Source organism: Bacillus sp. LB7, from assembly GCF_030449715.1.
Taxonomy (GTDB): Bacteria; Bacillota; Bacilli; order Bacillales; family Bacillaceae; genus Bacillus; species Bacillus paralicheniformis.
Map to the genome: position 1 here is coordinate 125,603 of NZ_JASGCA010000010.1, position 22,651 is coordinate 148,253.

The 22,651-nt window shown below is 48.6% G+C and carries 21 protein-coding genes, 1 pseudogene and 1 other annotated feature; of the genes and pseudogenes, 4 read left to right on the top strand and 18 right to left on the bottom strand.

The window, feature by feature from the left end; genetic code table 11:
• Positions 1–15: 15 nt before the first annotated feature.
• Positions 16–1,056 (bottom strand): sugar-binding transcriptional regulator, encoded by a 1,041-nt coding sequence (locus QMZ64_RS14410; protein WP_065644303.1) that lies wholly within the window; start codon positions 1,054–1,056, stop codon positions 16–18.
• 276 nt (positions 1,057–1,332) lie between these two features.
• On the opposite strand from QMZ64_RS14410, the pseudogene QMZ64_RS23345 reads away from it, so the two are divergent.
• Positions 1,333–1,418, top strand: a pseudogene (locus QMZ64_RS23345) (hypothetical protein); the annotation flags it as partial.
• Between the two features lie 85 nt (positions 1,419–1,503).
• Here the strand turns inward: QMZ64_RS23345 and QMZ64_RS14415 are convergent.
• Positions 1,504–2,511 carry an LLM class flavin-dependent oxidoreductase gene (locus QMZ64_RS14415; RefSeq protein ID WP_265625629.1) on the bottom strand — a complete coding sequence of 336 codons (1,008 nt, stop codon included), beginning with the start codon at positions 2,509–2,511 and terminating at the stop codon, positions 1,504–1,506.
• Positions 2,512–2,665: 154 nt separating this feature from the next.
• Positions 2,666–4,018: an amino acid permease gene (locus tag QMZ64_RS14420; protein ID WP_165428144.1), complete on the bottom strand. Its 1,353-nt coding sequence runs from the start codon at positions 4,016–4,018 to the stop codon at positions 2,666–2,668.
• Positions 4,019–4,079: 61 nt separating this feature from the next.
• Positions 4,080–4,337, bottom strand: a binding site (T-box leader).
• Positions 4,338–4,651: 314 nt separating this feature from the next.
• Between QMZ64_RS14420 and QMZ64_RS14425 the strand changes: the two genes are divergently transcribed.
• Positions 4,652–5,125: a hypothetical protein gene (locus QMZ64_RS14425; protein ID WP_265625628.1), complete on the top strand. Its 474-nt coding sequence runs from the start codon at positions 4,652–4,654 to the stop codon at positions 5,123–5,125.
• Positions 5,126–5,277: 152 nt separating this feature from the next.
• On the opposite strand, the gene QMZ64_RS14430 is transcribed toward QMZ64_RS14425, so the two are convergent.
• From QMZ64_RS14430 to lutR, 6 genes are all read right to left on the bottom strand, one after another.
• Positions 5,278–6,204 carry an ABC transporter ATP-binding protein gene (locus tag QMZ64_RS14430; RefSeq protein WP_265625627.1) on the bottom strand — a complete coding sequence of 309 codons (927 nt, stop codon included), beginning with the start codon at positions 6,202–6,204 and terminating at the stop codon, positions 5,278–5,280.
• Positions 6,204–6,893, bottom strand: coding sequence for an ABC transporter permease (locus tag QMZ64_RS14435; RefSeq protein WP_301441392.1), 690 nt, complete (start codon positions 6,891–6,893; stop codon positions 6,204–6,206). The genes QMZ64_RS14430 and QMZ64_RS14435 overlap by 1 nt, the downstream gene beginning before the upstream one ends.
• A 327-nt stretch (positions 6,894–7,220) precedes the next feature.
• Positions 7,221–7,943 (bottom strand): LutC/YkgG family protein, encoded by a 723-nt coding sequence (locus tag QMZ64_RS14440; protein ID WP_243942065.1) that lies wholly within the window; start codon positions 7,941–7,943, stop codon positions 7,221–7,223.
• Positions 7,940–9,373: a LutB/LldF family L-lactate oxidation iron-sulfur protein gene (locus QMZ64_RS14445; protein WP_265625625.1), complete on the bottom strand. Its 1,434-nt coding sequence runs from the start codon at positions 9,371–9,373 to the stop codon at positions 7,940–7,942. Before QMZ64_RS14445 ends, QMZ64_RS14440 begins: the two co-directional genes overlap by 4 nt.
• A 42-nt stretch (positions 9,374–9,415) precedes the next feature.
• Complete coding sequence (locus tag QMZ64_RS14450; protein ID WP_165428150.1) at positions 9,416–10,132, bottom strand: (Fe-S)-binding protein; 717 nt, start codon at positions 10,130–10,132, stop codon at positions 9,416–9,418.
• A gap of 130 nt (positions 10,133–10,262) precedes the next feature.
• Entirely contained in the window at positions 10,263–11,003 is a 741-nt protein-coding gene (gene lutR, locus QMZ64_RS14455) for an L-lactate utilization/bacilysin biosynthesis transcriptional regulator LutR (RefSeq protein WP_322784711.1), read from the bottom strand.
• Between the two features lie 201 nt (positions 11,004–11,204).
• Between lutR and QMZ64_RS14460 the strand changes: the two genes are divergently transcribed.
• Positions 11,205–12,896 carry an L-lactate permease gene (locus QMZ64_RS14460; protein ID WP_265625624.1) on the top strand — a complete coding sequence of 564 codons (1,692 nt, stop codon included), beginning with the start codon at positions 11,205–11,207 and terminating at the stop codon, positions 12,894–12,896.
• A gap of 35 nt (positions 12,897–12,931) precedes the next feature.
• On the opposite strand, the gene rpoN is transcribed toward QMZ64_RS14460, so the two are convergent.
• Entirely contained in the window at positions 12,932–14,245 is a 1,314-nt protein-coding gene (gene rpoN, locus QMZ64_RS14465) for an RNA polymerase factor sigma-54 (protein ID WP_301441393.1), read from the bottom strand.
• A 70-nt stretch (positions 14,246–14,315) separates the two neighbouring features.
• Here rpoN and yvfG point away from each other — a divergent pair, with 70 nt between their 5' ends.
• The gene (gene yvfG, locus QMZ64_RS14470; protein WP_003185491.1) at positions 14,316–14,531 is read left to right on the top strand and encodes a protein YvfG; all 216 of its coding nucleotides are present in this window, start codon (positions 14,316–14,318) and stop codon (positions 14,529–14,531) included.
• 15 nt (positions 14,532–14,546) lie between these two features.
• Here the strand turns inward: yvfG and QMZ64_RS14475 are convergent, their stop codons facing one another.
• Genes QMZ64_RS14475 through QMZ64_RS14510 form a run of 8 tightly spaced genes read right to left on the bottom strand, consistent with a single transcriptional unit; the run spans position 14,547 to position 22,645 of the window.
• A complete protein-coding gene (locus QMZ64_RS14475) occupies positions 14,547–15,524 on the bottom strand; it encodes a polysaccharide pyruvyl transferase family protein (protein WP_265625622.1) in 978 nt (325 codons plus the stop codon).
• A gap of 11 nt (positions 15,525–15,535) precedes the next feature.
• The gene (locus QMZ64_RS14480) at positions 15,536–16,681 is read right to left on the bottom strand and encodes a DegT/DnrJ/EryC1/StrS family aminotransferase (protein ID WP_265625621.1); all 1,146 of its coding nucleotides are present in this window, start codon (positions 16,679–16,681) and stop codon (positions 15,536–15,538) included.
• A gap of 23 nt (positions 16,682–16,704) precedes the next feature.
• A complete protein-coding gene (locus QMZ64_RS14485) occupies positions 16,705–17,331 on the bottom strand; it encodes an acetyltransferase (RefSeq protein ID WP_265625620.1) in 627 nt (208 codons plus the stop codon).
• Positions 17,331–17,933: a sugar transferase gene (locus QMZ64_RS14490; protein ID WP_065644296.1), complete on the bottom strand. Its 603-nt coding sequence runs from the start codon at positions 17,931–17,933 to the stop codon at positions 17,331–17,333. Before QMZ64_RS14490 ends, QMZ64_RS14485 begins: the two co-directional genes overlap by 1 nt.
• Before the next feature lie 20 nt (positions 17,934–17,953).
• Entirely contained in the window at positions 17,954–19,510 is a 1,557-nt protein-coding gene (locus tag QMZ64_RS14495; RefSeq protein WP_301441394.1) for an MATE family efflux transporter, read from the bottom strand.
• On the bottom strand, positions 19,507–20,526 hold the full coding sequence (locus QMZ64_RS14500) for a glycosyltransferase (protein ID WP_265625618.1): 1,020 nt from the start codon (positions 20,524–20,526) through the stop codon (positions 19,507–19,509). Before QMZ64_RS14500 ends, QMZ64_RS14495 begins: the two co-directional genes overlap by 4 nt.
• Positions 20,523–21,602 (bottom strand): polysaccharide pyruvyl transferase family protein, encoded by a 1,080-nt coding sequence (locus tag QMZ64_RS14505; RefSeq protein WP_265625617.1) that lies wholly within the window; start codon positions 21,600–21,602, stop codon positions 20,523–20,525. The genes QMZ64_RS14500 and QMZ64_RS14505 overlap by 4 nt, the downstream gene beginning before the upstream one ends.
• An 11-nt stretch (positions 21,603–21,613) precedes the next feature.
• Positions 21,614–22,645 carry a glycosyltransferase family 2 protein gene (locus QMZ64_RS14510; protein ID WP_265625616.1) on the bottom strand — a complete coding sequence of 344 codons (1,032 nt, stop codon included), beginning with the start codon at positions 22,643–22,645 and terminating at the stop codon, positions 21,614–21,616.
• Positions 22,646–22,651: the final 6 nt, after the last annotated feature.

Here is a 22,651-nt window from a genome sequence, read left to right on the forward strand (position 1 = left end):
GTAAATAAGAGATATTTAATTTATATTGAGGGAAGAAGCTTCCCTTAATAACTGTTTCGCGGCTCCTTCATCAGTGATCAAAACCGTGTTGCGCGGCTTTTTGAAGTACGCCTCTATCGCGTCAGCTTTTGACGAGCCTCCCGCCACCGCAATGATGTTCGGGATCGAATCAAGATCTTCGAGCTGGATGCCTACGCTGTGCACTTTGTGAATGACTTCTCCGTGGCGGTCGAAATAGTAGCCGAACGCTTCTGCAACTGCCTCATTTTCTTCTATTTTCTTCAAATCTTCCTTCGGTGTATTTCTTCGTTCTGCCATTGTTTTAGCATCCCCGATTCCATGGATCACCATACTGGACGATTGAATTGTCTGAAGCACTTCTTTAATAGAAGGTTCCTCAATGATAGAAGAATATGCTTCTTTGCTCAGCTGACCCGGCACAAATAACAGTCTGTATGTACCGGAAGCTTTCTCGGCCATATGGGCGCAAATCGTATTGGCCTGATTCCTGACGTTTTCACCGAGCCCGCCTCTTGCCGGAACAAAAAGCAGCTTGCGGTTTTTCGAGTCAGGCGTCATCATTTCTGCCACGGCCTCAAGTGTCGTACCTCCGGTTACGGCGACGATATTTTCCCCCGTAAACCTGCTTTTCATGCATGCGACGGCCGCTCTCCCCATCTCTTTTTTGACCCATGGGGACTGGTCGCTGTCTCCCGATACAATGATGACTTCGTCGAGATTCAACCTCTCTTTTAATGTATTTTCCAAATGGGTTAAACCTAAAACGTCCTTCATCGTATCTTCGAGAACTTTCAGCAGGTTGGATCCTTCAAGTGTCAATATCATGCCGGTTGTTTTAATCTCTAGTAGATTTTGTTCTTTTAAAAACTGAACCTCCGCCCTTAAAATCCGCTCGCTGATGCCGAGACTGGCGGCAAGGCTTCTTCTGCCGATCGGTTCAGTGAGCCTTATGTACTGCAAAATTTTGTACCTTTTCTGCATGACATCGAGAAGATCCGGCAATAATTTTTTTTGAGCCTGTATTAGTTGATTCATGCCAAAATGTTCCTTTCATCTCGTCCTGGACAAATAATGTCCCATAGTGACTGAAAACGTCCCACCTCAGCCAAAAAAAATTGCTCCTGCTTACATTCCTTATTGTAACAGGGTTAAAATGTTTATTCAACTGTTAAGAATCAATTCATCGACAAGATTCGCGCGAATGTTCACACATCTGTTTTAATTATTGTCCCTATTGATTTCTATACTATACATATTTCATGAAAACGTGCCTCAATGAAAAAAACCCTTCTCTTAAAAAGGGTTATCAGAATGAATCTGGCTGTCGAACGTTCTGGGACGTATGAATGGGGTGTAGGTGGATGCTGGCATACAGGATGATGCCGTCCCTCATCTTCGTCTATTTTCAAAAATAAATATATTGCTAAAGTACTCATAAAAAAAGCAACGGGCGGTTTTTCCGTTCCGTTGCTTTTGTGCCGTTTAGCCATTTTCCCAGACATCTGCAATGATTTCGAACGAGCGAAGTCTGTCAGCATGGTCAAACGTTTCTGAATTGATCATGATCTCGTCCGCCTGAGTCGTACGGATGAATTCTTCAAGCTTTTCTTTCACACTGTCCGGGCCGCCGATGATCGTTGAGCTGAGCTGCTCATTTACCATCGCTTTTTCACGTGACGTCCAAATCTGATCCATATCATCTACAGGCGGCTTAAGCTGTGTCGGGGCCCCGCGGACAAGGTCTAAAAACTTCTGATAATGCGACGTTGCAAGGCGCTCCGCTTGCGCGTCTGTATCGGCTGCGATCACGGTCACCCCGACCATCGCATAAGGCTCCTCCAAGACGCCCGGCTTAAACGAACTGCGGTACAGTTCCAAGGCAGGCAGCGTATTGGCCGGTGAAAAATGAGCCGCAAATGCAAACGGCAAACCGAGCTCCCCTGCAAGCCGGGCGCTGAATCCGCTTGAACCGAGAAGCCAGATCGGCACATCAAGCCCTTCGCCCGGTATGGCGCGCACGTGATTTCTTACATTGCCGGACGGCTTAAAATACTGGCGGAGTTCTTCAAGCTGCTCGGGAAAATCCTCCCCGCTGCTTACATTCCTTCTTAATGCGCGGGCGGTTAATTGATCCGTACCCGGAGCGCGCCCCAGCCCTAAATCGATTCTGCCTGGATAAAGGGATTCAAGCGTTCCGAACTGTTCGGCGATGACGAGCGGGGAATGGTTCGGCAGCATAATCCCTCCCGAACCAATGCGCATCTTCTTAGTGCCCCCGGCGATATAGCCGATCAAAACAGAGGTAGCCGAGCTCGCAACGCCTTCGATATTATGGTGCTCAGCCAGCCAGAACCTGTGGTATCCCCATTTTTCGGCATGCTGCGCCAAATCCATAGATTGTTTAAAAGATTGTCCCGCATTTCCGCCTTGTACGATAGGAGACAGATTTAATACGGAATACTTCGTATTTTTGAAATGCTGTTCTGACATCGTCTTTCCTTCTTCCTGAAGTGTAGTGGTCATGTAATTAGACGATAACATAATCGTTCCGGTGAATAAAAGAAATTAGTTCGAAAAAAATCGAACTAATGTGTTAAAAGCTTGCCTCCCTGCGGAGGCAAGCCTTTTTTTAAGAAGCGGCCGTTTAGCCGGCTATCTGGTTCCTTCCTTTAAAGAAATAAGCAGCGCTAATAAGCAAATAGATTCCCGCCGTCACCAATGTAATGACAATCGACGTGGTCAGGATGACACCGATCAGTATTGCTGTCAGCGAAATGATTGCCACCCAAGTCGTATAAGGAAACCATTTGACATAGTAGCCGTTCCCCGCTGTTTGATTCCGTTTCCTCGATTTTAAATGGGCGGCGGCAATCAGCATCCAGATCACAAGGACAGTATAGCCGAGAGACCCCATCAAATATTCAAACGTTTGGCTGCCGGCAAACAGTGAAAATAATACACCCAAGTATAAGAAAGAAGTACATAATAGAATCGAATAAACCGGCACCTTTCTCACGGAAAGTCTCGAAAAGATTTTCGGCATTCTTCCGTCTGACGCCTGTGTATACAAAATTCGGGAGGCGCCGTAAAGCCCTGAGTTCATCGAAGAAATGACCGCCAGTAAAATGACCGCATTCATCAAATGATCAGCTCCGGGAATGCCGATCATCTTAAAGACCATGACAAAAGGACTCTCCGACACTCCGTTGACTTGATTCCATGGAATCAAGCTGACGATCACGAAAAACGGCAGAAGATAAAACGCAATAATGCGTGTCAACGTTCCACGCACGGCTTTAGGCACGACCTTCTCAGGGTTTTTGGTTTCCGCCAGGGTCACCCCGATGATTTCGGTTCCGCCGTAGGAATAGATCACAACAAGCATGGCTGTAATCAGCCCTCCTGCTCCATTCGGGAAGAAGCCGCCATGGTCTGTCAAATGAGTAAAACCGACAGCTGAGTGTTGTCCAAAAGAGAAAAATAACAAGATAAATCCGGATATAATAAAGACGACAATCACTGTGATTTTAATAAGGGCAAGCCAGTATTCCGTCTCGGCAAAGCTTTTGACAGAAAGCAAATTCACGCTCGTAATGACGAGTGAAACGAACAGCGCCAGCACCCAGATCGGCAGCCCCGGCAGCCAGTACTGCAAAAATATCGCGGCGACAACAGCCTCTGCCGCAATATTGAGAACCCACATTTTCCAGTATATCCAGTCTAAAAAATAAGCGGCATACGGCCCTAATATTGATTGAACGAGATCCCTGAATGTTCTGGCTTCACTGTTTCGGACAGCCATCTCGGCGAGCCCCTGCATGATAAACAGCAAAATTATGCCGCCGATCAAGTAGGCGATCATGACCGAAGGCCCCGCCAAATCGATCGCTTTGCTGCTTCCTTTAAATAATCCTGCTCCAATGGCTCCGCCCAATGCCATCATCATTATATGCCGCGATGTCATCGTGCGCTCGAGCTTCTGCATGTCTTTCTCCATCTATGTTCACTTCCTCTATTAAAATGAAAAAAGCTCACCGTCTCTCTCTTCGATTTGAAGATAAAGAGACGATGAGCTTTGAAGCTTACCGCGGTACCACTCTTTTTGATTCTATGCCAAGAATCCAGCTTTTGAGAAGCACAGCCATGCTGTGCAAACCTGTTAACGAAGGTTAATCGTAATGTCCTCAGGAATTGATGTCCGTCCTTTAGCCAGTCCACTCCCGGGCGAGTTCAAAGGTTCATTGGTCTGCGTCGCACCTACCCGCAGCTCTCTTTGCCAATGCCGATCTTTTACTGCTCCCGTTCATTGTGTTTTCTTCTGCCTGAAATATATTCATATAATATACGTGCCGATCTTGACTTTGTCAACATCAAATCCACTGCCAAAAAATAAAAATTAAAATTTTTCTCTTTTTTCAAGGAAAATCGCCTTTTCCATTGGAAAATACAAGGGAAGATATGCACAGCTTTCATGATGATGGAACATTCTCCAAAAGAGGAAAAGCGTAAAATCGGCGAATATCCCCCGAAAAAAATAGTTAAATTGAAATACTATTCAAACTTTACAAAATATTTTAACGATGATAGAGTGTGAACCGAATCATCACATCAGCTAAAGGAGGAAGAGAACGTGAAAAAACTTTCGTTTATGGTGATCTTGTCCGTATTGACGCTCGTCTTTGGTTCATCGTCCGTAAGCTTTGCGAAAGACATTCCTGAAGACAGGTATACAACACCTACAGATGCTGAATTTAGCCAGATGAAAGAGATTTTAAACGACGCTGATATCGAAACCGGCAATTTGCAGAAGGATTACGGTGTGATTGTCAATGATCCCGCTGAAAAAGTCGGCGTCATATCAGACATCCCCGCCGAAAAAGATGACTGGAGCCATGTCAGCTTCCATTCCTACTATGTCGACCTCAACAGCAACACTCTTATCGCTGATGTTCAATTTAAATTCACACAAAACGATGACGGCACTTCGGAAACCGAGTACAAAAACGTAACAAACGGAGGCAGGTATTTCGTCAAAATGGACCAAGACGGAAATGTCATTAATGAAGAAACGACCGGCGACATGTCGATTTTGTGGAGATACTAGAAACCGAGCGCCCCTTATGGAAAACGCCTTTATTCAAAGGCGTTTTTTGTTCGGGTATTTAATAGATCTATCCATTGACACCATTCGCATCCGCAAGATTAAAGGCATGATACCCGAACAAACCCGGGCTCATGCCTATCAAAGTCTTTCTGTCAAGAAACAACACGTTCCTCTGAGCTGTCCATAAAGATGTCTTCAAGCGACGGTTCATCGACGTGAATTCTGTAGATTCCCACTTTGCAGTTCGTTAATACTTTGACGATGGCGGGAATTTTTTCTTCTGAATTGACGGTGATCGAAATCTCATGGTGCTTGAATTGAACGTTTTCTCCAGCTGACTCAAGAAAACGGTCGATCAGGCCGAAATGCTGCTCGGGAATATTCGAGTGACGAATGTGAACGCTTATGTTCGACATGAAATGCCTTCTTAATTCATCGAGCGTGCCTTCCATTAAAATGCGGCCGTTTTTCATAATCGCGATTCGGGTGCAGATTTTCTCGATTTCATGCAGGTTGTGTGACGTCATAAATATCGTCTTACCTTCTTTTTGCAAATCTATGATCAGCTTTTGAATGTACAGAGCCGATTCGGCATCGACACCTGATGTCGGTTCATCCAAAAAGATGAGCTCGGGATCGTGGATGATCGCCTGGGCGATGCCGAGCTTTTTTTTCATACCGAATGAATAGGCGCCCGCTTTTTTTTCAGTATGCTCGGTAAACCCCACTCTCTCTAAGACTTCTTCGCACCGCTCAGTCGATACGGCTTGTCCGTTCAGCTTTGCAAAATACTTCAAATGCCCGACCGCTGTCATTGAATCATAGAGGGTCAAATAATCGGGTAAAACGCCGATGCGATGCTTGACGTTTTCAATCGAAGCGTCATTTAACAGCAGAAAACTGCCGGCTGTCGGCTGGGTAATGCCTGTAATCATATTCATGAACGTAGATTTCCCCGCCCCGTTGCGGCCGAGGAATCCGTAAATCTCTCCTTTTTCGACTTGGAGGTCGACATGGTTGACGACGGTTTTGGCTCCGTAGCTTTTCATCAGCCCTTTTGCCTCGATCACCACATTCATTATAAATCTCTCCTTTTAAACAAAACGATCGCGCCGCACAGTACGATGGCGGCGTAGACAAAGTTGATGAAAATAAAAGAACCGCCCAATACGGAGTAATAGTACGGCGTTACATATTTAAACCAGGTGATCATGCCGTTCTCTGAATAAACAGTCCATAAACTGACCGCGGGAAAGACGAGTGCAAACACGATTCCGAAAAACATGGACATGGCGGGCCTTGAAATCACGATCGAAAATAAAAGGTTCAAAGAGATTGCAGCTGTAAGAAAAGCCATGCTGTCTGCATAACTCATCCATAAAAACTCTTTTGAGGCGATCATCACCAATGTATATGAAACGAGCATGCAGAAAAACCAAAACAGCCAGACGCCAAAAAATTTTCCCAGAATGATCTTGATCCGCGACGTTTTCGTCACAAGAAATCTGACCGTCCGGGCATGGACTTCGCGGTTGATCATGTCATGGGAAAGTCCAGCGATAAACAGGAAACCGAGAGCAAAAACGATAACCGCCGTTCCGATTGCGTTTGCATCGCTTCCTAAATCCAATTCGCGCACGAAGTCCGCAGGCGCCTGTTCGATCAATCCCGCAGTCTTATAGCTCACCCAAAACATAATAATAATGACAATCATCGACTTGATGCTTTTAAAAAGACTGATAAATTCATTCAGACATACCGCCCGCATACGAGTCACTCCTTCACTATTCTCCATTATAGTGAGTGAACATTATCGGGAAATAATCTTATCCTTAACATTACCTTAAATTTTAATAGACTCTTTCTTTCAGGGGTGTTTCCGAGAATAATAAATGAGATGCAAGCCGCTTGAACCAGCGGCAGAAATGGGGATGCAGAGCCGGAAATCCGATATAAATGCCATTTTAATATAACAAGTTTATGACCAGCAAAAAAAAGTGGAATGATGCGGTAAATCGGGATATGCCGGAATTTTCATATCGCTAAATAAAAAAGATTAGCTCAGCATGAGGCTAATCTTTTTGTTATCGTCTTATTACCGGTCCGTCACGACAATATAGGCCGCTTTTACCGGGCCGTGGACGCCGACTACAAGGTCCATTTCGATGTCGGCTGAATTGCTCGGTCCAGTGACATAGTTGATGCAGGACGGGACGGCGTCGCCGTCTGCAACCTTTTGTTTGATCATTGCGCTTGCCTGTGTCATCCGCGGGACGATGGTGCTTTTCGGGACGATCGCGATATATGTCGTCGGCAGCAAGCTGACAGAACGTCCTTTGTCTTTTGAACTGAAGAGGACGACCGTTCCGGATTCAGCAAGCGTGATCTCGCTGAATGTCACGCCGATGTTAGCCTGTTCGGCCCGCTGGATATTTTCATCTCTTGCCGCTGCATCCCATTCCCACACTTCTGTCCCCTCATTCGGCCACTTGTCTGTTAACAGGCCTGATAGTCCGTACTCTTTAAAACGGTCATCTTTCGGAATGATGACCGGCCCGCCTCCAAATCGCGATGCTTGTTCATACAAGGCATCATGCAAGCCGATGACATCTGTTTCAATCAGCTCCGTATGAATTTTCCGGCAGTGCTCCTTTAAGACGCCGACAAGCTCATCCTGTGTATAGCCTTGATATACCCGGTGCTGCGGCTGATAGGTATAATCAGGAACGGTGACGCCTGCCGAGCGCCTGTTGCGGCCGAGCCTTTCCGCAATCCGGTTTAAAAAGCCGTCTTTGTTTTGGATTGTTCCGTTTGTCATCTGTCTTCCCCCTTCTCTTTCCGTCTGTCCTCAAACCAGTCGCGGAACCTTGACTTGTTCGGCGCGGGGAAGTCGCGAATCTGAGTCCACTGTTTTAACGGTCCCGGTCCCTTCGTTATTTTGCCGTCTTCGTTAAACGGCTTCATGGCTGCCGGCGCCCATTTGGAGCCCATTTTATATAGGGATGGCGCAGAAGTTCCCAAGCCGAACGCTTTCATCGCGAGCTTCTCGGATATCGGTGCGCGCCCTTCTTTTTCAACGATGCGCTGCCGGTGCTTCAGAAGCAGTTCATGAAGCGGGATTTTCACAGGACATGCTTCAGAGCAGGCCGCACATAACGAAGAGGCGTACGGCAGTTCTTTATAATCGTCATATCCGCCGAGCAGCGGCGACAATACGGCTCCGATCGGGCCTGAATAGATCGAACCGTAAGAATGTCCGCCGACATGGCGGTATACGGGACAGACATTGATGCAGGCCGCACAGCGGATGCATTGGAGGACGGATTGAAACTCCGTTCCGAGAATGTTCGAACGCCCGTTGTCAACGATGACGAGGTGAAACTCTTCGGGTCCGTCCGCTTCACCGGGCTGCCGCGGCCCTGTCAGCGCCGTGATATAGCTCGTCAGCCGCTGTCCGACCGCACTTCTTGTGAGCATGCCGACGAGAACTTCAAACTCGTCGAATGAAGGGACGAGCCGCTCCATCCCCATCACGGTAATCTGCGTCTTCGGAATGGTCGTGACAAGGCGTCCGTTTCCCTCGTTTGTGACAAGGCTGACAGACCCCGTATCGGCAATCGCAAAATTGCAGCCTGTTATGCCGATGTCAGCCTCGAGAAATTTCTTTCTGAGCACGGCGCGGGCGTGCATGACAAGCTCTTCCGGCTTTTCGGTGTTGCGGTAGCCGATCCGCTCTTTAAAGACGTCGCGAATTTGCTCTTTGTTTTTATGCAAAGCAGGTGCGACGATATGTGACGGCGGATCATGATCATCGATTTGGAGGATGTATTCGCCCAAATCGGTTTCGACCACTTCGCAGCCGTCGCGTTCAAGCGCCTCGTTCATGTTGATTTCTTCGGTCACCATTGATTTTGATTTCACGATTTTTTTGCCGTTTTTCTTTTTTACGACATCGCGGATATAGCCTGTCGCTTCTTCAGCCGTCTGTGCAAAGAATACGTGCCCGCCTTTTTTGGCGACATTTTCGGCTAGCTGTTCTAGGTAGTAGTCCAGGTTTTCGAGCACGTGCTGCCTGATTTCCTCGGCCTGAGACCGCCATTCTTCCCAGTTCCCGAGCTCTTCCGCCGCCTCAAGACGGCGCGTTCTCAAGCGTTCCTGCGCACTTGAAACAGCCCCCCTCATAAACTCGTTTTCGAGCCCGTCAGATACGCGCTCTTTAAATTTCTGCGTTCCGATCTTCATTGCCATAACGAATGTCCCCCTCTATCTGTGAAATGACCGGATGTCTGTTTATCTGCTGTTCAGTACTTCTGCGATGTGCATGACTTCAATCTGCTTGTTCTTTCTCCCGATCCGTCCGCCGATATTCATCAAGCAGCCGCAGTCCGCCCCGATTAACACATCTGCGGCTGTTTCTTCGACACACGCCACTTTCTCATCGACCATCTGTTCGGATATTTGCGACATCTTCACCGAAAAAGTCCCCCCGAACCCGCAGCAGTCGTGTTTGCGCGGCAGCGGCGTAAACTCCAGTCCCTTCACATGCCGAAGCAGCTTCATCGGCGCGTCCGTGACGCCCAAAAGCCTTGTCATATGGCATGACGTATGATAAGTCGCCTTTTTCTCAAGTGTCGCCCCAACGTCTTCAACCTTCAAAACGTTGACGATAAAATCGGTCAGCTCATACGTTTTGTCAGCCAGCCGCTGCGCTTTTTCCGCCCAGGCCGGCTCATCCCGGAAAAGGTGCGGATACTCTTTGAACATAAAAGCGCACGATCCTGAAGGGCTGACGACGTATTCGGCTGATTCAAACGTCTCAATCATCCGTCTCATCGCTTTTTTGGAATCTTTGACATAGCCGCTGTTGTACGCAGGCTGGCCGCAGCAGATCTGCCCTTCGGGAAAATCCACTTCACATCCGAGCCGCTCCAGCAGTTCAACCGTCGCTTTTCCGACATTTGACTGAAACATGTCAACCAAACACGTGATAAACAGTGATACTTTCATCTTGATCCCCTCTCCAACCCGATAAATCAGGTCATCTGATGACTTGGTTAGAAACCCCTCTTTCTCCATCTTACACCTTGGTAAAATTTTTTGAAAGGGGTTTCTTTTTCGTTTTCACTCAGGCCGCTGCTTATATGGCCGGCTCGTCAGTCTGTTTCGTTTCTTCAAAATATGAGGCCAGCACATTTTCCACATTTGTCAGATGATTGTGCATCGCCTGCTCTGCTTTTTGACCGTCTTTTTCCATCACAGCCTGATAGATGGCTTCGTGTTCCTCATAAAGGCGCTTAACGGTTGTGTTCTTCGAGAACAGCCAAATTTTGCGCGTCTCCCTCATCGTCTCAATTAAGAGCGATGACACATGATTCATCAAGCCTTTCAGCAGATCGTTTTGCGAGGCGCCGGCAAGCGCAAGATGAAACGCGAGGTCGGCTTTCTCGCCAAGTTCGCCGTTCCCGTCCGCCTGCTTCATATCCTCAAGTGCTGCCTGCATGCGCCCGAGATCATCTTCCGTGCGTTTTTGAGCCGCACTTGAAACAGCTCCGATTTCAAGAATCTTACGGACTTCGAGCAGTTCAGCGACGTCTTTCTTTTTCATCAAAAGCGCAGCTGAAAGGGGGATGGAAATTTGCTCAGGATCAAACCTTTTCACATACGTCCCTTCCCCCTGCTTCATTTCGACCATCCCCATCGCTTTTAACGCGGACAGCGCTTCCCTGACGGCCGAACGGCTGACCTGAAAGCTGTCGGCGAGCGCCTGGACGGAGTCAAGCTTGTCACCTGGCTCAAGCTCTCCGCTTTTAATCGATTCAAGAAGCGCTTCCGCGACTTCTTCGTATATTTTTTTCGTCTTGATTTGTTTGTATTTCAACTTTTTTCACCTCGTAACCAGACTGGGCATGATGCGCTATTTTTTATTATATCGTTCTTTCCGTCCGGAACATATAGACTTCGGCTCCATGCAAAAAAAGATTGTAATTTATGACATTGAGAAATATAATGCTAAATGATCAGTCTTATCATCATGTCATCAGATGACTGAGTGAGACTTTGAACAAAGGGGGAATTGGAGATGGGATGGACGCAAGATTATACTCCATTGGGGAACAGTTTGCTGCTTTCTTCGCTTGCAGCGCTGATACCGATTTTGTATTTTTTCTGGGCTCTGGCAATCAAAAGAATGAAAGGGCATACAGCGGGTGTGACGACTTTGCTGATTGCGCTCGCGCTGGCCGTTTTCGTATACGGCATGCCTGCTCATCAGGCTGTGATGTCGGCTTCGCAAGGGGCGGTTTACGGGCTGCTTCCGATCGGCTGGATCATTGTGACTTCCGTTTTTTTGTACAAGCTTACAGTCAAAACCGGTCAATTTGAAATCATCAGGAGCTCGGTATTGTCGATCACAGATGACCGCCGTTTGCAAGCACTTTTGATAGCGTTTTCATTCGGGGCATTTTTGGAAGGAGCGGCAGGCTTCGGCGCCCCTGTCGCAATCTCGGCCGCATTGCTTGTCGGCCTCGGCTTCAATCCGTTGTATGCGGCGGGCATATGCCTGATCGCCAACACGGCGCCTGTCGCTTTCGGGGCGATCGGCATCCCGATTATCGCGGTTGAGGGACCGACGGGGATTCCTGCGATGGACATTTCAAAAATGGTCGGACGCCAGCTCCCGTTTTTATCTGTATTTATTCCGTTTTATTTGATTATCATCATGAGCGGCTTGAAAAGGGCTTGGGAAGTGCTGCCGGCGATTCTCGTGTCGGGTGTCTCTTTTGCCGTTACGCAGTATGTAAGCTCAAACTTTCTGGGGCCTGAGCTCCCGGATATTTTGTCAGCCATCGTATCGCTTATCGCGCTCACTGTATTCTTAAAATTTTGGAAACCGAAAACGACATTCAGATTTTCACATGAAAAGGAAATGGCCGCTGCCGCGGAGGCGCAGCAGCTTGAACATCAAAAGGCTTCATACTCGGCGGGGCAGATTTTCAAGGCGTGGACACCGTTTTTGCTGCTCACGGCAATGGTCTCCATCTGGGGAATTCCAGCTGTCAAACAGGCGCTGACAGGCCATTACGAAGGGGCAAATCCACTGCTGCTGTTCATCAATGACATCGGCGGCAGGCTGACGTTCGCGCCCGGTGTGCCATTTTTGCACAATCAAATTCTCGATGGCTCGGGAAAACCGCTTGAAGCTCTTTATAAACTTGATCTCGCCGGATCGGCGGGAACGGCGATCCTGATTGCCGCCGTACTGACAAAGTTTGTCACAGGCATGCCTTGGAAAGAATGGGGCGCCGTGTTTACAGATTCGCTGAAAGAGCTCGGCAAGCCGATATTAACGATCGCTTCCGTCGTCGGTTTTGCCTATGTCACCAACTCTTCGGGCATGAGCACAACACTTGGCATGTCCCTTGCTATGACGGGTTCAATGTTCGCATTCTTTTCTCCCGTTCTCGGCTGGCTCGGCGTCTTTATAACCGGTTCAGATACGTCGGCCAATTTGCTGTTCGGCAGTCTGCAAAAAGTGACGGCACAGTCGGTCGGAATGGAGCCGGTGCTGTCTGTGGCGGCCAACTCTTCGGGCGGCGTCACAGGAAAGATGATCTCTCCGCAGTCGATTGCGGTCGCCTGCGCAGCTGTCGGACTGGCAGGAAAGGAATCCGATTTGCTGCGCTTTACACTGAAACACAGTCTGTTTCTTCTGTTCCTGGTTTGCACGATCACGTTCCTGCAGCATCACCTGTTTGCGTGGATGATCCCGTAAAAAAGAGCCGCCGGCGTTCGTGCCGGACGGCTTCTTTATTGATATCTCTTTCTGACAGACGAAGGCAGTATATTGAGCTGATCACGGTATTTGGCAACGGTCCGCCTCGATATGACGACGCCGTGCTTTTCGTTTAAAAGGTCGGCCAGCTCCTGATCTGAAAGCGGTTTCATTTTATTTTCTTCATCGATCAGCCGGCGCAGATGCGCTTTGACTGTGTGACTTGACGTATGTCCGTCAGCGGCGTCCTTTACCTTCGCCGAAAAAAAACGTTTAAGCTCGCACAGCTCAAAAGGCGTCTGCACGATTTTCCCTTTGACTGCGCGGCTTACAGTTGATTCGTGAACGCCGAGGGCATCGGCGACCTCTTTTAATGTGAGCGGCTTCAGTTCGTCTTTCCCTTTTAAAAAATAATCTTTTTGCCGCACCATAATTTCCGCCATCACCCTCCGCATCGTTTCCCGTCTTTGCCTGAGGGCATTGTCTAGCCATTTCCACTGCTTGAACTTATCAGAGATATAAACGGTCGCCTCGTCTTTTGACTGACGCTGCAAAAACGGCTCGTAAAACGCGTTAAGCTGGATGTCGGGAAAAGAACGGCTGCTGAGCTCAAGCACCAATTTTCCATCCTCGGCTGAAATGATGACATCAGGCTCGAGATAGACTCCGCCTTCTTCCGTGCCATACATCAATCCGGGACGCGGCGACAGTTCTGCGACAAGGTCTTGTATGTCCTGAAGCTCTGAAAGCGAAAGCCCCGCTCTCTCAGACAGCTCTTTCCATCCTTTTTTGGCAAACAGATCAAAGTATGAGGAAATGACTTTTTCCGCTTTTGCCGTCTCCTTTGGCAGACGCTTTAATTGGATCAGGATGCATTCCTGAAGCGACCGCGCTCCGATGCCTGCCGGATCAAGAGTTTGCAGCTTGCCCAAGACTTCTTCCGCTTCTTCTCTGGTGACAGCCAGCTCGGAAGCGATAAAGGCGATGTCTTCTGTCACATATCCGTTTGGATCAAGGGATTCGACCAAGTAGCTGAAAATCCGCTTTTCCCGGTTTGACAGCCGGAGATCGAGCGCCTGCTGTTTCAAGACGCTTTTGACATCTTCACGGGAATGCGCCGTCTCAGAGCGGCTCATTCCTTCATTTTGCAAATGACGATTCGTTTTATGGTAAAATGATCGGGGAATATCGGGGTCTTTTCGTTCGATAAGGGGGTTTTCCAATGAGAGTTCGTCAATCCGGCTGTTCAGCTCGGCCGACGAATACTGAAGCATATGAATGGCTTGGGCAAGCCCTTGCGTCAAGTGAAGTTTTGCCGTTTGCTGCTGCTGTACATGCAAGTTCATCATATCTCCCCTCCCACTATTAGTTTACACGATCGGTTCCATACCGTATAGACTTAAAAAAGGAGTGTTACCATTGACAGAACTTTTTTCTGTGCCCTATTTCATAGAAAATTTTAAAACCCATATTGAAATGCATCCAAATGAGGATAAAATTCACGCGATGAACAGCTACTACCGTTCAGTCGTGTCAACGCTTGTTCAAGACCAGCTGACAAAAAACGCGGTCGTTTTAAAACGGATTCAGCATTTGGATGAAGCCTACAATAAAGTAAAGCGCGAAGAAGCATAGCAAAAAAACCGCCTGTCATACGTGAACAGGCGGTTTTTTTGCTTCTTCCGGCTTGTTTTGAATCAGTTCTGTACTCGGGATATCCTTCATCCATGTGTTGTAGTAATTTGCGTTTTTTCCGTAAGAGTTGTCAATCACGACGTTTTCTTTTCCGAGCAGGCACGATAAGATGTGGCCGTGCAGCCTTGAAGTTACGACAGATTCATAGCGGCTGAAAAAACGGATGGATTTGTCGACGAGGCTGTCCGAATAGCGTTTCCAATAAGAAGCGATCGGCAGCGGATTGCCCGCTTTTTTGTTGAGGACATTGATCGTCTGCAAGCGTTTGATTCCGCGTTTGTCGCCTTCTGACAAGATGACGTTCCAATCGTACGTATCCGGCTCCCCTGTTTTCTGCAGGCTGCTGTTTGCTTCTTTGTCGGTTCTGATCAACCGCAGAACGGACTCAGAAGGCTTTTCGGCAGGTGCCGCGATCGGCCAGAGCTGGTGCGCCATGTCGGGCATCATTCTGATATTTTTCACCCCTTCGAAATGCTTGAGGGCAAATTCGAATGATGCCTTTTCCCGCGTGAATAAGTGCAGATCCGGGTGAGCCGCCAAAATGCCGCGCGTTTTTTTTGCATTTTCTTCATGTTCATAATAAATTGACTGCGGCAGAATGACGATCCGGTTGTCCGGGTAATGTTCGACCACCCGTTCCCTGAACTGCTGAAAGTGAGGGTACAAATCGCCGAAATTGCCGCCCCCCTGACAAACGATGATGGCGTCCTTTGGAATGCGGCGGCCCGGAATAAAATTCTCTGCATTCCATCTTTCGCGCACCTTGATGCCGTATGTTTCAAAAAAAGCTTCCGTTCCTTTCATGATCAATAGGTCCCCGACGTTTCCGTAGAGCGGGTAGTCCAAGTAAACGACTGATGAATGCCTTGGGATGACATCCAAAATTTCTGCCAGCTTATGCTTTAAGCTGTCCATGGAGTATGTAATCGCCATGTGTTAGCACCTCATTTATATTTAATCCGGTCGGCCACGATTTGAATTACCCGATCCTGCTCTTTTTGCGTCATGCTTGATCCTGACGGCAGGCAGAGTCCGCGCTGAAATAAGTCGCAGCAGACTGAGCCTTGGTCATCGTGCGGATAAAAGGCCGCGCCTTTAAAAAGAGGCTGTCTGTGCAAAGGCTTCCATAACGGCCGGGCTTCAATGTTTTCATTTGCGAGCTGTTCAATGATGTCCGCCGGTGTTGTTTGTATCTTTGCTGTGTCAAACGTTAATGTCGTGAGCCAGCGGTTTGACATGCCGGCCTCAGGCATGAATTCTATACCTTCGATACCGGCGAGCGCCTCCTGATAGCGCTCGAAGATCGCCCGTCTGGCGTGTACCCTGTCATCCAGGACGGCGAGCTGAGCGATGCCGATTCCGGCCAGGACATTGCTCATCCGGTAATTGTAGCCCGCTTTTTCGTGCTGATAATGAATGGCGGGCTCACGCGCCTGAGTGGCTAAAAAGCGCGCCTTCTTCAAAGCGTCTTCATCATCGCTGACAAGCATTCCTCCGCCTGATGTGGTGATGATTTTGTTACCGTTGAACGAATAAATGCCGAAGCGTCCGAAAGTTCCGCTTTTTCTGCCCTTATAAACAGAACCGAGCGATTCGGCCGCATCTTCAATAACAGGCACGGCAAATCGATCGCAAATCGCCATAATCTCGTCCATTTTCGCGCTTTGGCCGTACAAGTTGACGACGATGACGGCTTTCGGAAGATTCCTGGTCCGCTCCGCTTCGTCGAGCGCCCGTTCAAGCGCCTCGGGCGACATGTTCCATGTATCCCGTTCAGAATCGATGAAAACCGGTTCAGCCTGTTCATATATAATCGGATTGGCGCTCGCTACAAACGTAAAGGAAGAACAGAAGACCGTATCGCCTTTGCCGACGCCGAGTAATTTCAACGCCAGGTGGATTGCGGCTGTTCCTGAGCTGACTGCCGCGGCCCCGGATGTCCCCGCATAGGCGGCAATCTTTTCTTCGAACGTATCGACAAGGGGACCGAGCGGCGCGATCCAGTTTGTCCGAAACGCTTCGGCTACATAGCGCTCTTCGTCTCCGCTCATGTGCGGCGGGGATAAATAAATTCGCTTATTCTGACTCATGTTTTTCACCCTTTTTACTGCTGTTATTTGATCTTTCTTGCAGGGACTCCGACAGCGGTACAATCATCAGGAATGTCGTGAATCACGGCTGATCCCGCTCCAGTCACGCTCCAGCGGCCGATTGTCTTTCCGGGAATGACCGCCGTTCCCGCTCCGAGATGAGCGCCTTCCATAACTGTCACGCCGCCGGTTAACACCGTTCCCGGCGAAAGATGAACGTAATCGCCGATCCGGTTGTCATGTTCGACGATCGCACCTGTGTTGACAATCGTGTGGATGCCGATGTGGGCATCCGCTTGGATAACGCTCGACGCCATGACAACGGCGCCGTTTTGAATCCGGGCCGAACCGCTGATCACGGCGGATGGATGAATCAAGACCGCATACCGGTCAAGCGGAAGGCCGAGGCGTTCATACAGCTGCTGTCTGAGGCCGTTTTGACCGACAGCCAGGACGAACTTCGCGTCCGGATGCAATCGCGCAATTTCTTCTGCGGCGCCTGAAGGCCCGCGATACAGACCGTTCTCGACATGAAGCTCCGCATACCGGTCATCGAGAATACCGGCAAGCGCCGTATCGGGCCGCGCTTTTACAAGATCCCGAACGACTTTCCCATGGCCGCCGGCTCCGATGATCACCACGTTTTCCATCAGGCATTCCTTCTCCCCGTAAATTTTTCTGCTGTCACATGCCGGTCCTGGCTGACGCCTTCCGACTTCAAGACTTTTACGACAGTCAACAAAAGGATTTTGAGATCAAGCAAAAAGGAACGATGATCCACATACCAGACATCAAGTTCAAACTTTTCCTCCCATGTCACTTTATTTCTCCCGTTGATCTGCGCCCAGCCCGTGATGCCCGGCTTGACTTCATGCCGTCTCCACTGCCGCTTCGAATAGAGGGGAATATACTCCATCAAAAGCGGCCGCGGCCCGACGAGGCTGAGGTCTCCTTTGATGACGTTGATCAGCTGCGGCAATTCGTCAAGACTCGTTTTTCTGATCAGCCGCCCCGTCTTTGTCAGCCGTTTTTCATCGCTTAGCAGATGGCCTGCTTCATCTCTTTCATCAGTCATTGTTCTGAATTTATATAATGTAAAAGGCTCGCCATTCAGCCCCGGACGGGTTTGGCGAAATAAAACAGGCGAGCCGATTTTCCATCTGATGAGGCAAGCTGTCAGGATCATGGCCGGACTGAGCGCGACCAGCAAAATAACCGACAATGCAAGATCGAAAAACCGTTTCGCTAGCACGAAAAACGCACCCCTTTCTTTTATTTAAAAAATCCCTTTTGAAACGGGAAAGATAAAGAGCATCGAAATGCTTGCAGCCTCGTTATGACAATATGCCGTTCCGCTTTCGTCAACGTGACGAAATAGGCAAACAAGCCGTATGCCCCCGTCGCAGCCAGCGCCGTGACAAACAGAGACAGCAGGCTGTCGACCGCAAATAAGTATTGAAGAGCGTAACAGACAGCCAAGGTAAATGAAGCGCCGGCAACCGGCCCGTATATGCCTTTATAAAAGACCCTTTTTCTTTCACCCGTAATCTTTGACGCATAAATCGGAGTGAAGACGACATTTTTCAGCATTAAAGCTGCCGCACCGGCCAGCGCAATTCCGTAAAGGCCGAGTCCCGCCGGTCCGCTCAGCACGATGGCAAGCAGCAAATTGACAACGCCGAAGGCAACCGTGGTCAGTGCCGGTGTTCTCAGCTTGTTATAGGAGGTAAAGATATAAAACAGCGGCGCCGGGCTTAATGAAACAACCAAGTAACCCGCATGTATCAGTAAAAGCCATTTCAAATGTTCGAATGAAGGGCCGAGCCACAGCGTCAGAAACGGGCCGGCAAGCCCGCCCAGAAGCGCCGCCGGCAAAGCGAGCAGAATGCCGTTAAACCTGACGGCCTGGTTGGCATAGCGGACGAGCCCTTCTTTGTCGCCTTTTGAATAATAGAGTGTAATCGTAGGTGAAAATACGGCCGCAAGCGTTCCCGAAAGCGTCCGCAATAACAGCGGAAACTGAATGATCGCCGCGTACATGCCGGATTCGGAAACCCCCAGCATCACATTCGCCACCATTAAATCGATTTGCAGAAACAGCAGGACGCCGACTTGGCTGACGGAGCTCCAGCCTCCCGCCTGAAGCAGTTTTTCGCACTTTGCAAACGACATATCCCTCACCCGAAAGGTAAACCATGGGATCAATTTCTTAAAGAAAAAGATCGACAGGATGCACGCCGAAGCGGTTGCGATAAGAGCGGCGAGCTGAATGTGCCAGATCTTCGGCGCAAACCACGCGAAAATCAACAATACGCTCAAGACGCGAATCAGCATTTGGACGGCCTGGATCGTACTTGTAATATAGATTTTATTGGCAAAAAACGGACCGGCGGCAAATCCCGACATCACAAAGGTCAATAAAAACAGCAGACTCCCGATCAAAAGCGCAATCTGCACATCTCCCAAAAGACCGGCGGGAACGCGAATGATCTGATCGATAAAAAACACCGTGCCGCCAAGCGGAAAAAACAAGATGACTGAAAGCACCAGTGATGAAACGATGTAGGTATTCATATAGCCTCTCGCTTCATCAAGCGCCCCCCTGTGGGCGGAAACAGAAAAAAACCTGACAACGACCGCGCTCAAGGCGACCGTAATAATCGAAAAGTAATTGATCATATTCTGCGTAAGATGGACAAACCCAAACGCCTCAACACCGAGGTTCTTGATGACATAAGGCGTCAGCCACATCGAAAACAGCACCGATAATAAAAAAGACGCCACATTGGCGCCGAGATTCAAAACAAATGTCTTATTCAAAAGGCTCATCCCTTACTGGGCAGATTTCGTTTAAAAAACAATTCGAGCAGGATCGGAATATTCAGCTTGCATAGCAATAAAACGAGCCGTTGGCCGATTAAAAGATTGCGGTTGCGGAGAGACGTTGATTTGACGCACGACTGCACCATCCGGTAAGACAAAATGTCTTTAATGTGCCGCCTCACCTGCTTTGAAGGCTTCGGTTCCGCACAGGCATTGGCTAAAAGCATCGGAATTTGATGTTTGCATGTGTACGTTTCCAGATCGTCCGCACATTCATCCAAAAGCTGAAACGTCTCATAGAATCTCCTTTTCGCCCGGTACTGCCTTTTCAGGCTTTCGTCCATGTACGGTTTAAACGGCACCTCCGTCAGGCTATCCGGATTGCACCTGTACATGTAGTAGCCGTCATCGATCGCTCTCACCCGTTTCGCTGCATAAAAGGCGTACAAATTGAACGGCGAATCCTCTGCAAAACGAATGTCCTCAAAAAAGTACAGCTGGTTTTTCTTCAGCAGGTCGCGCCTGTACAAATTCCGCCACACATACCAGATGAAGCGGGTTTCGTGCGCCTTTTTGAGCTCGCGTTTAATATCCCAGCTCAACAAGAGGCGATCGGTCGGCAGCGGCGGCGGGAAATAGGTGTCTTCCTCATCGGAATGTTTATGATACCCGCACATGACGATATCAAGGTCGTCTTTTTTGGCAGCGGCGTACATGTTTTCAAACATTGCAGGCAATACAAAATCATCGCCGTCGACAAATCCGACATAATCTCCTGTCGCGGCTTGAAGACCGGCATTTCTCGCTGAGCTCAGCCCGCCGTTTTTTTTATGAATCACTTTCACTCTGGCATCCAGGCTGCAGTACTTTCTGGCTATCTCTCCTGATCTGTCGGGAGAGCCGTCATCGACAAGGATGATTTCAATATTTTTCAGCGTCTGCCTGCGCAGCGAATCGACGCATTCTTCTATATAATCTTCGACATTGTACATCGGAACAATGATACTGACGAATGGCTTCATTGGACATCACCCATAATTTTCTGTCTTAAATCTGTGAAATAATGCTCCCTTGACGGGGTCTCACGATACGATTCACCGGTCTTGATCAGCTCTTCGATTGCGCCGAGAACCTCCCCCGCATCGGGATTTTCCACAAGCTTCATCGAAGGAACGCTTTTCAGCCAGCGAAAGCCTTCAAGCACTTTATGATCAAAAGAGCGGATCACAACGCACGGCGTTCCTGTAATCGCGCAAAAAATCATGCCGTGCAGCCTGTCTGTCACGACAACCTCCGCACCTCTCAGCTGATCCCAAAGCCGATTCAGCTCCTTCTCGCGAGACACGCGGCTGACCCTCCTGCCGATCGTCGTTGTAAAAGTTTGCACGGTGCCATATTCGTCGCCGACAGCCTTCAGCAGCTTTTCACGCTCTTCCGGTCTGAGAAAGCTTTCTTTATCCTCCCTTAAACAAACGAGCACACCGTCTCTTTCAGACTGCTGTTCTTTCTTTAAATAAAGCACCATATCAGGCTGCTTCACAATCGTTTGCTTTGAAAAATGCTGTTTCATAAATTGATAGGTTGTATCATCGCGCGCCATCATAAACAGCCGGCGATGGGAGTTGTAGACTTTTTTCGCTCTTTTCAGCTCCTTTTTGCCGCGGGGCGTCTCGGAAAAGTGCGCGGTGGCTGGGAGCTGGACAATTTTATAATGCTTGAATGTTTTGATAATAAAGCGCCTCGTCCATTCCTCATTGCGGTACAAATCCCCCATGTTTCCTCCGCCGATGATGAACACCATATCCTCGGGGTGGCGGATGCGCATGAGGGCTTTTGCATGTTTGTAAATATCGTTGATGCCGATTTCAATTAATTCAAAATCGGGAAACTCGTTTTCTATGAATGTCCGGCTTGCCAGGGCAATCGCGTGATCTCCCAAATTATCATGGGACGGAATTAAAGTCAGAATGATTTTTTTCTTGCCTTTGTATTGATCAAAACGCTTTAAACCCGGTGTCCCCATCACATATTCAGAAGGATATTTCACCTTGAGCAAAAGCCATTCTGCAAGATTGATCTTCAGTTCCTGAAAGGTCATTTCCTCACCGCCTATTTCTTCATTCTGTGCTCGATCATTTTCTGGTAAATTGCTGCAAATCCATACACTGCCGGCATCAACCGCAAGCGAATCAGCATAAGGAGCAGCTTCTTCTTCGAATCGAATGCCGACATGTCCACCGCGGGGATTTTCCCCCTGAATTCCGGACAGGCGCATATGCTGCGGATATTTTTATATTTTTCTATTGAAGGATTTTGGTTTCGACTCTTGCATTCATTTAAAATACTGATGCAGCCGTGGTTGACGATAAAGACGTGCAGCGCCTCCTTTAAAGCCGGAAGCTTTCCGTGCTTTGTCAGGCAGTCGAGGTTGGCTTCATAAAGAGCGAGCCCGTCTTCAAACAGCCCCGCCTGATACTTTTGGACGATGGACGACAGGTGGACCCTGTAATGATAAAGGGGCTTAGTCACGAACGCCGCCGTATTCGCATATAAAAGGCATCTGAAGCTGAAGTATTGATCTTCGATGTTTTCCAGCTCGTCGCGCAGCGGGAAAACGAGCTTATGCCGCTCAATCAGGCTCCGCCTGTAGAGCTTGTTCCAGGAAAAGCCGCTTACTTGACCCTTTAATAAAGCTTTTATGAATGCCTCTTTCGGCTTTCCTTCATAGTTTTTCCCGATGTCCGGGCAGACCGTTTTTCCGGTATCCTGAATTTCGACGGCATAATCACAGATGACAAGGTCGGCATCCCCATCCTTCGCTTTTTCATACATAGATTGGCAATAGTCCGGCTCAATCCAGTCGTCGGAGTCGATAAATGCCAAGTACTCGCCTGACGCCGCTTCGATCCCTTTATTGCGGACAGCGCCGAGACCCTGATTCTTCTGCTGAATCGTTTTGATGCGTCCGTCCTTTTGGGCGTAATGATCAATGATCTTCTGGCTTCCGTCTGTTGAACCGTCATTAACGATAATGATTTCGATATTTTTTAAGGTCTGGCTGATCAGCGACTGCAAACAATTCGGCAAAAAAGCTTCTGTGTTATAAACAGCGACCAGTAGACTAACTGCTGGATTTTCCAATGTGAT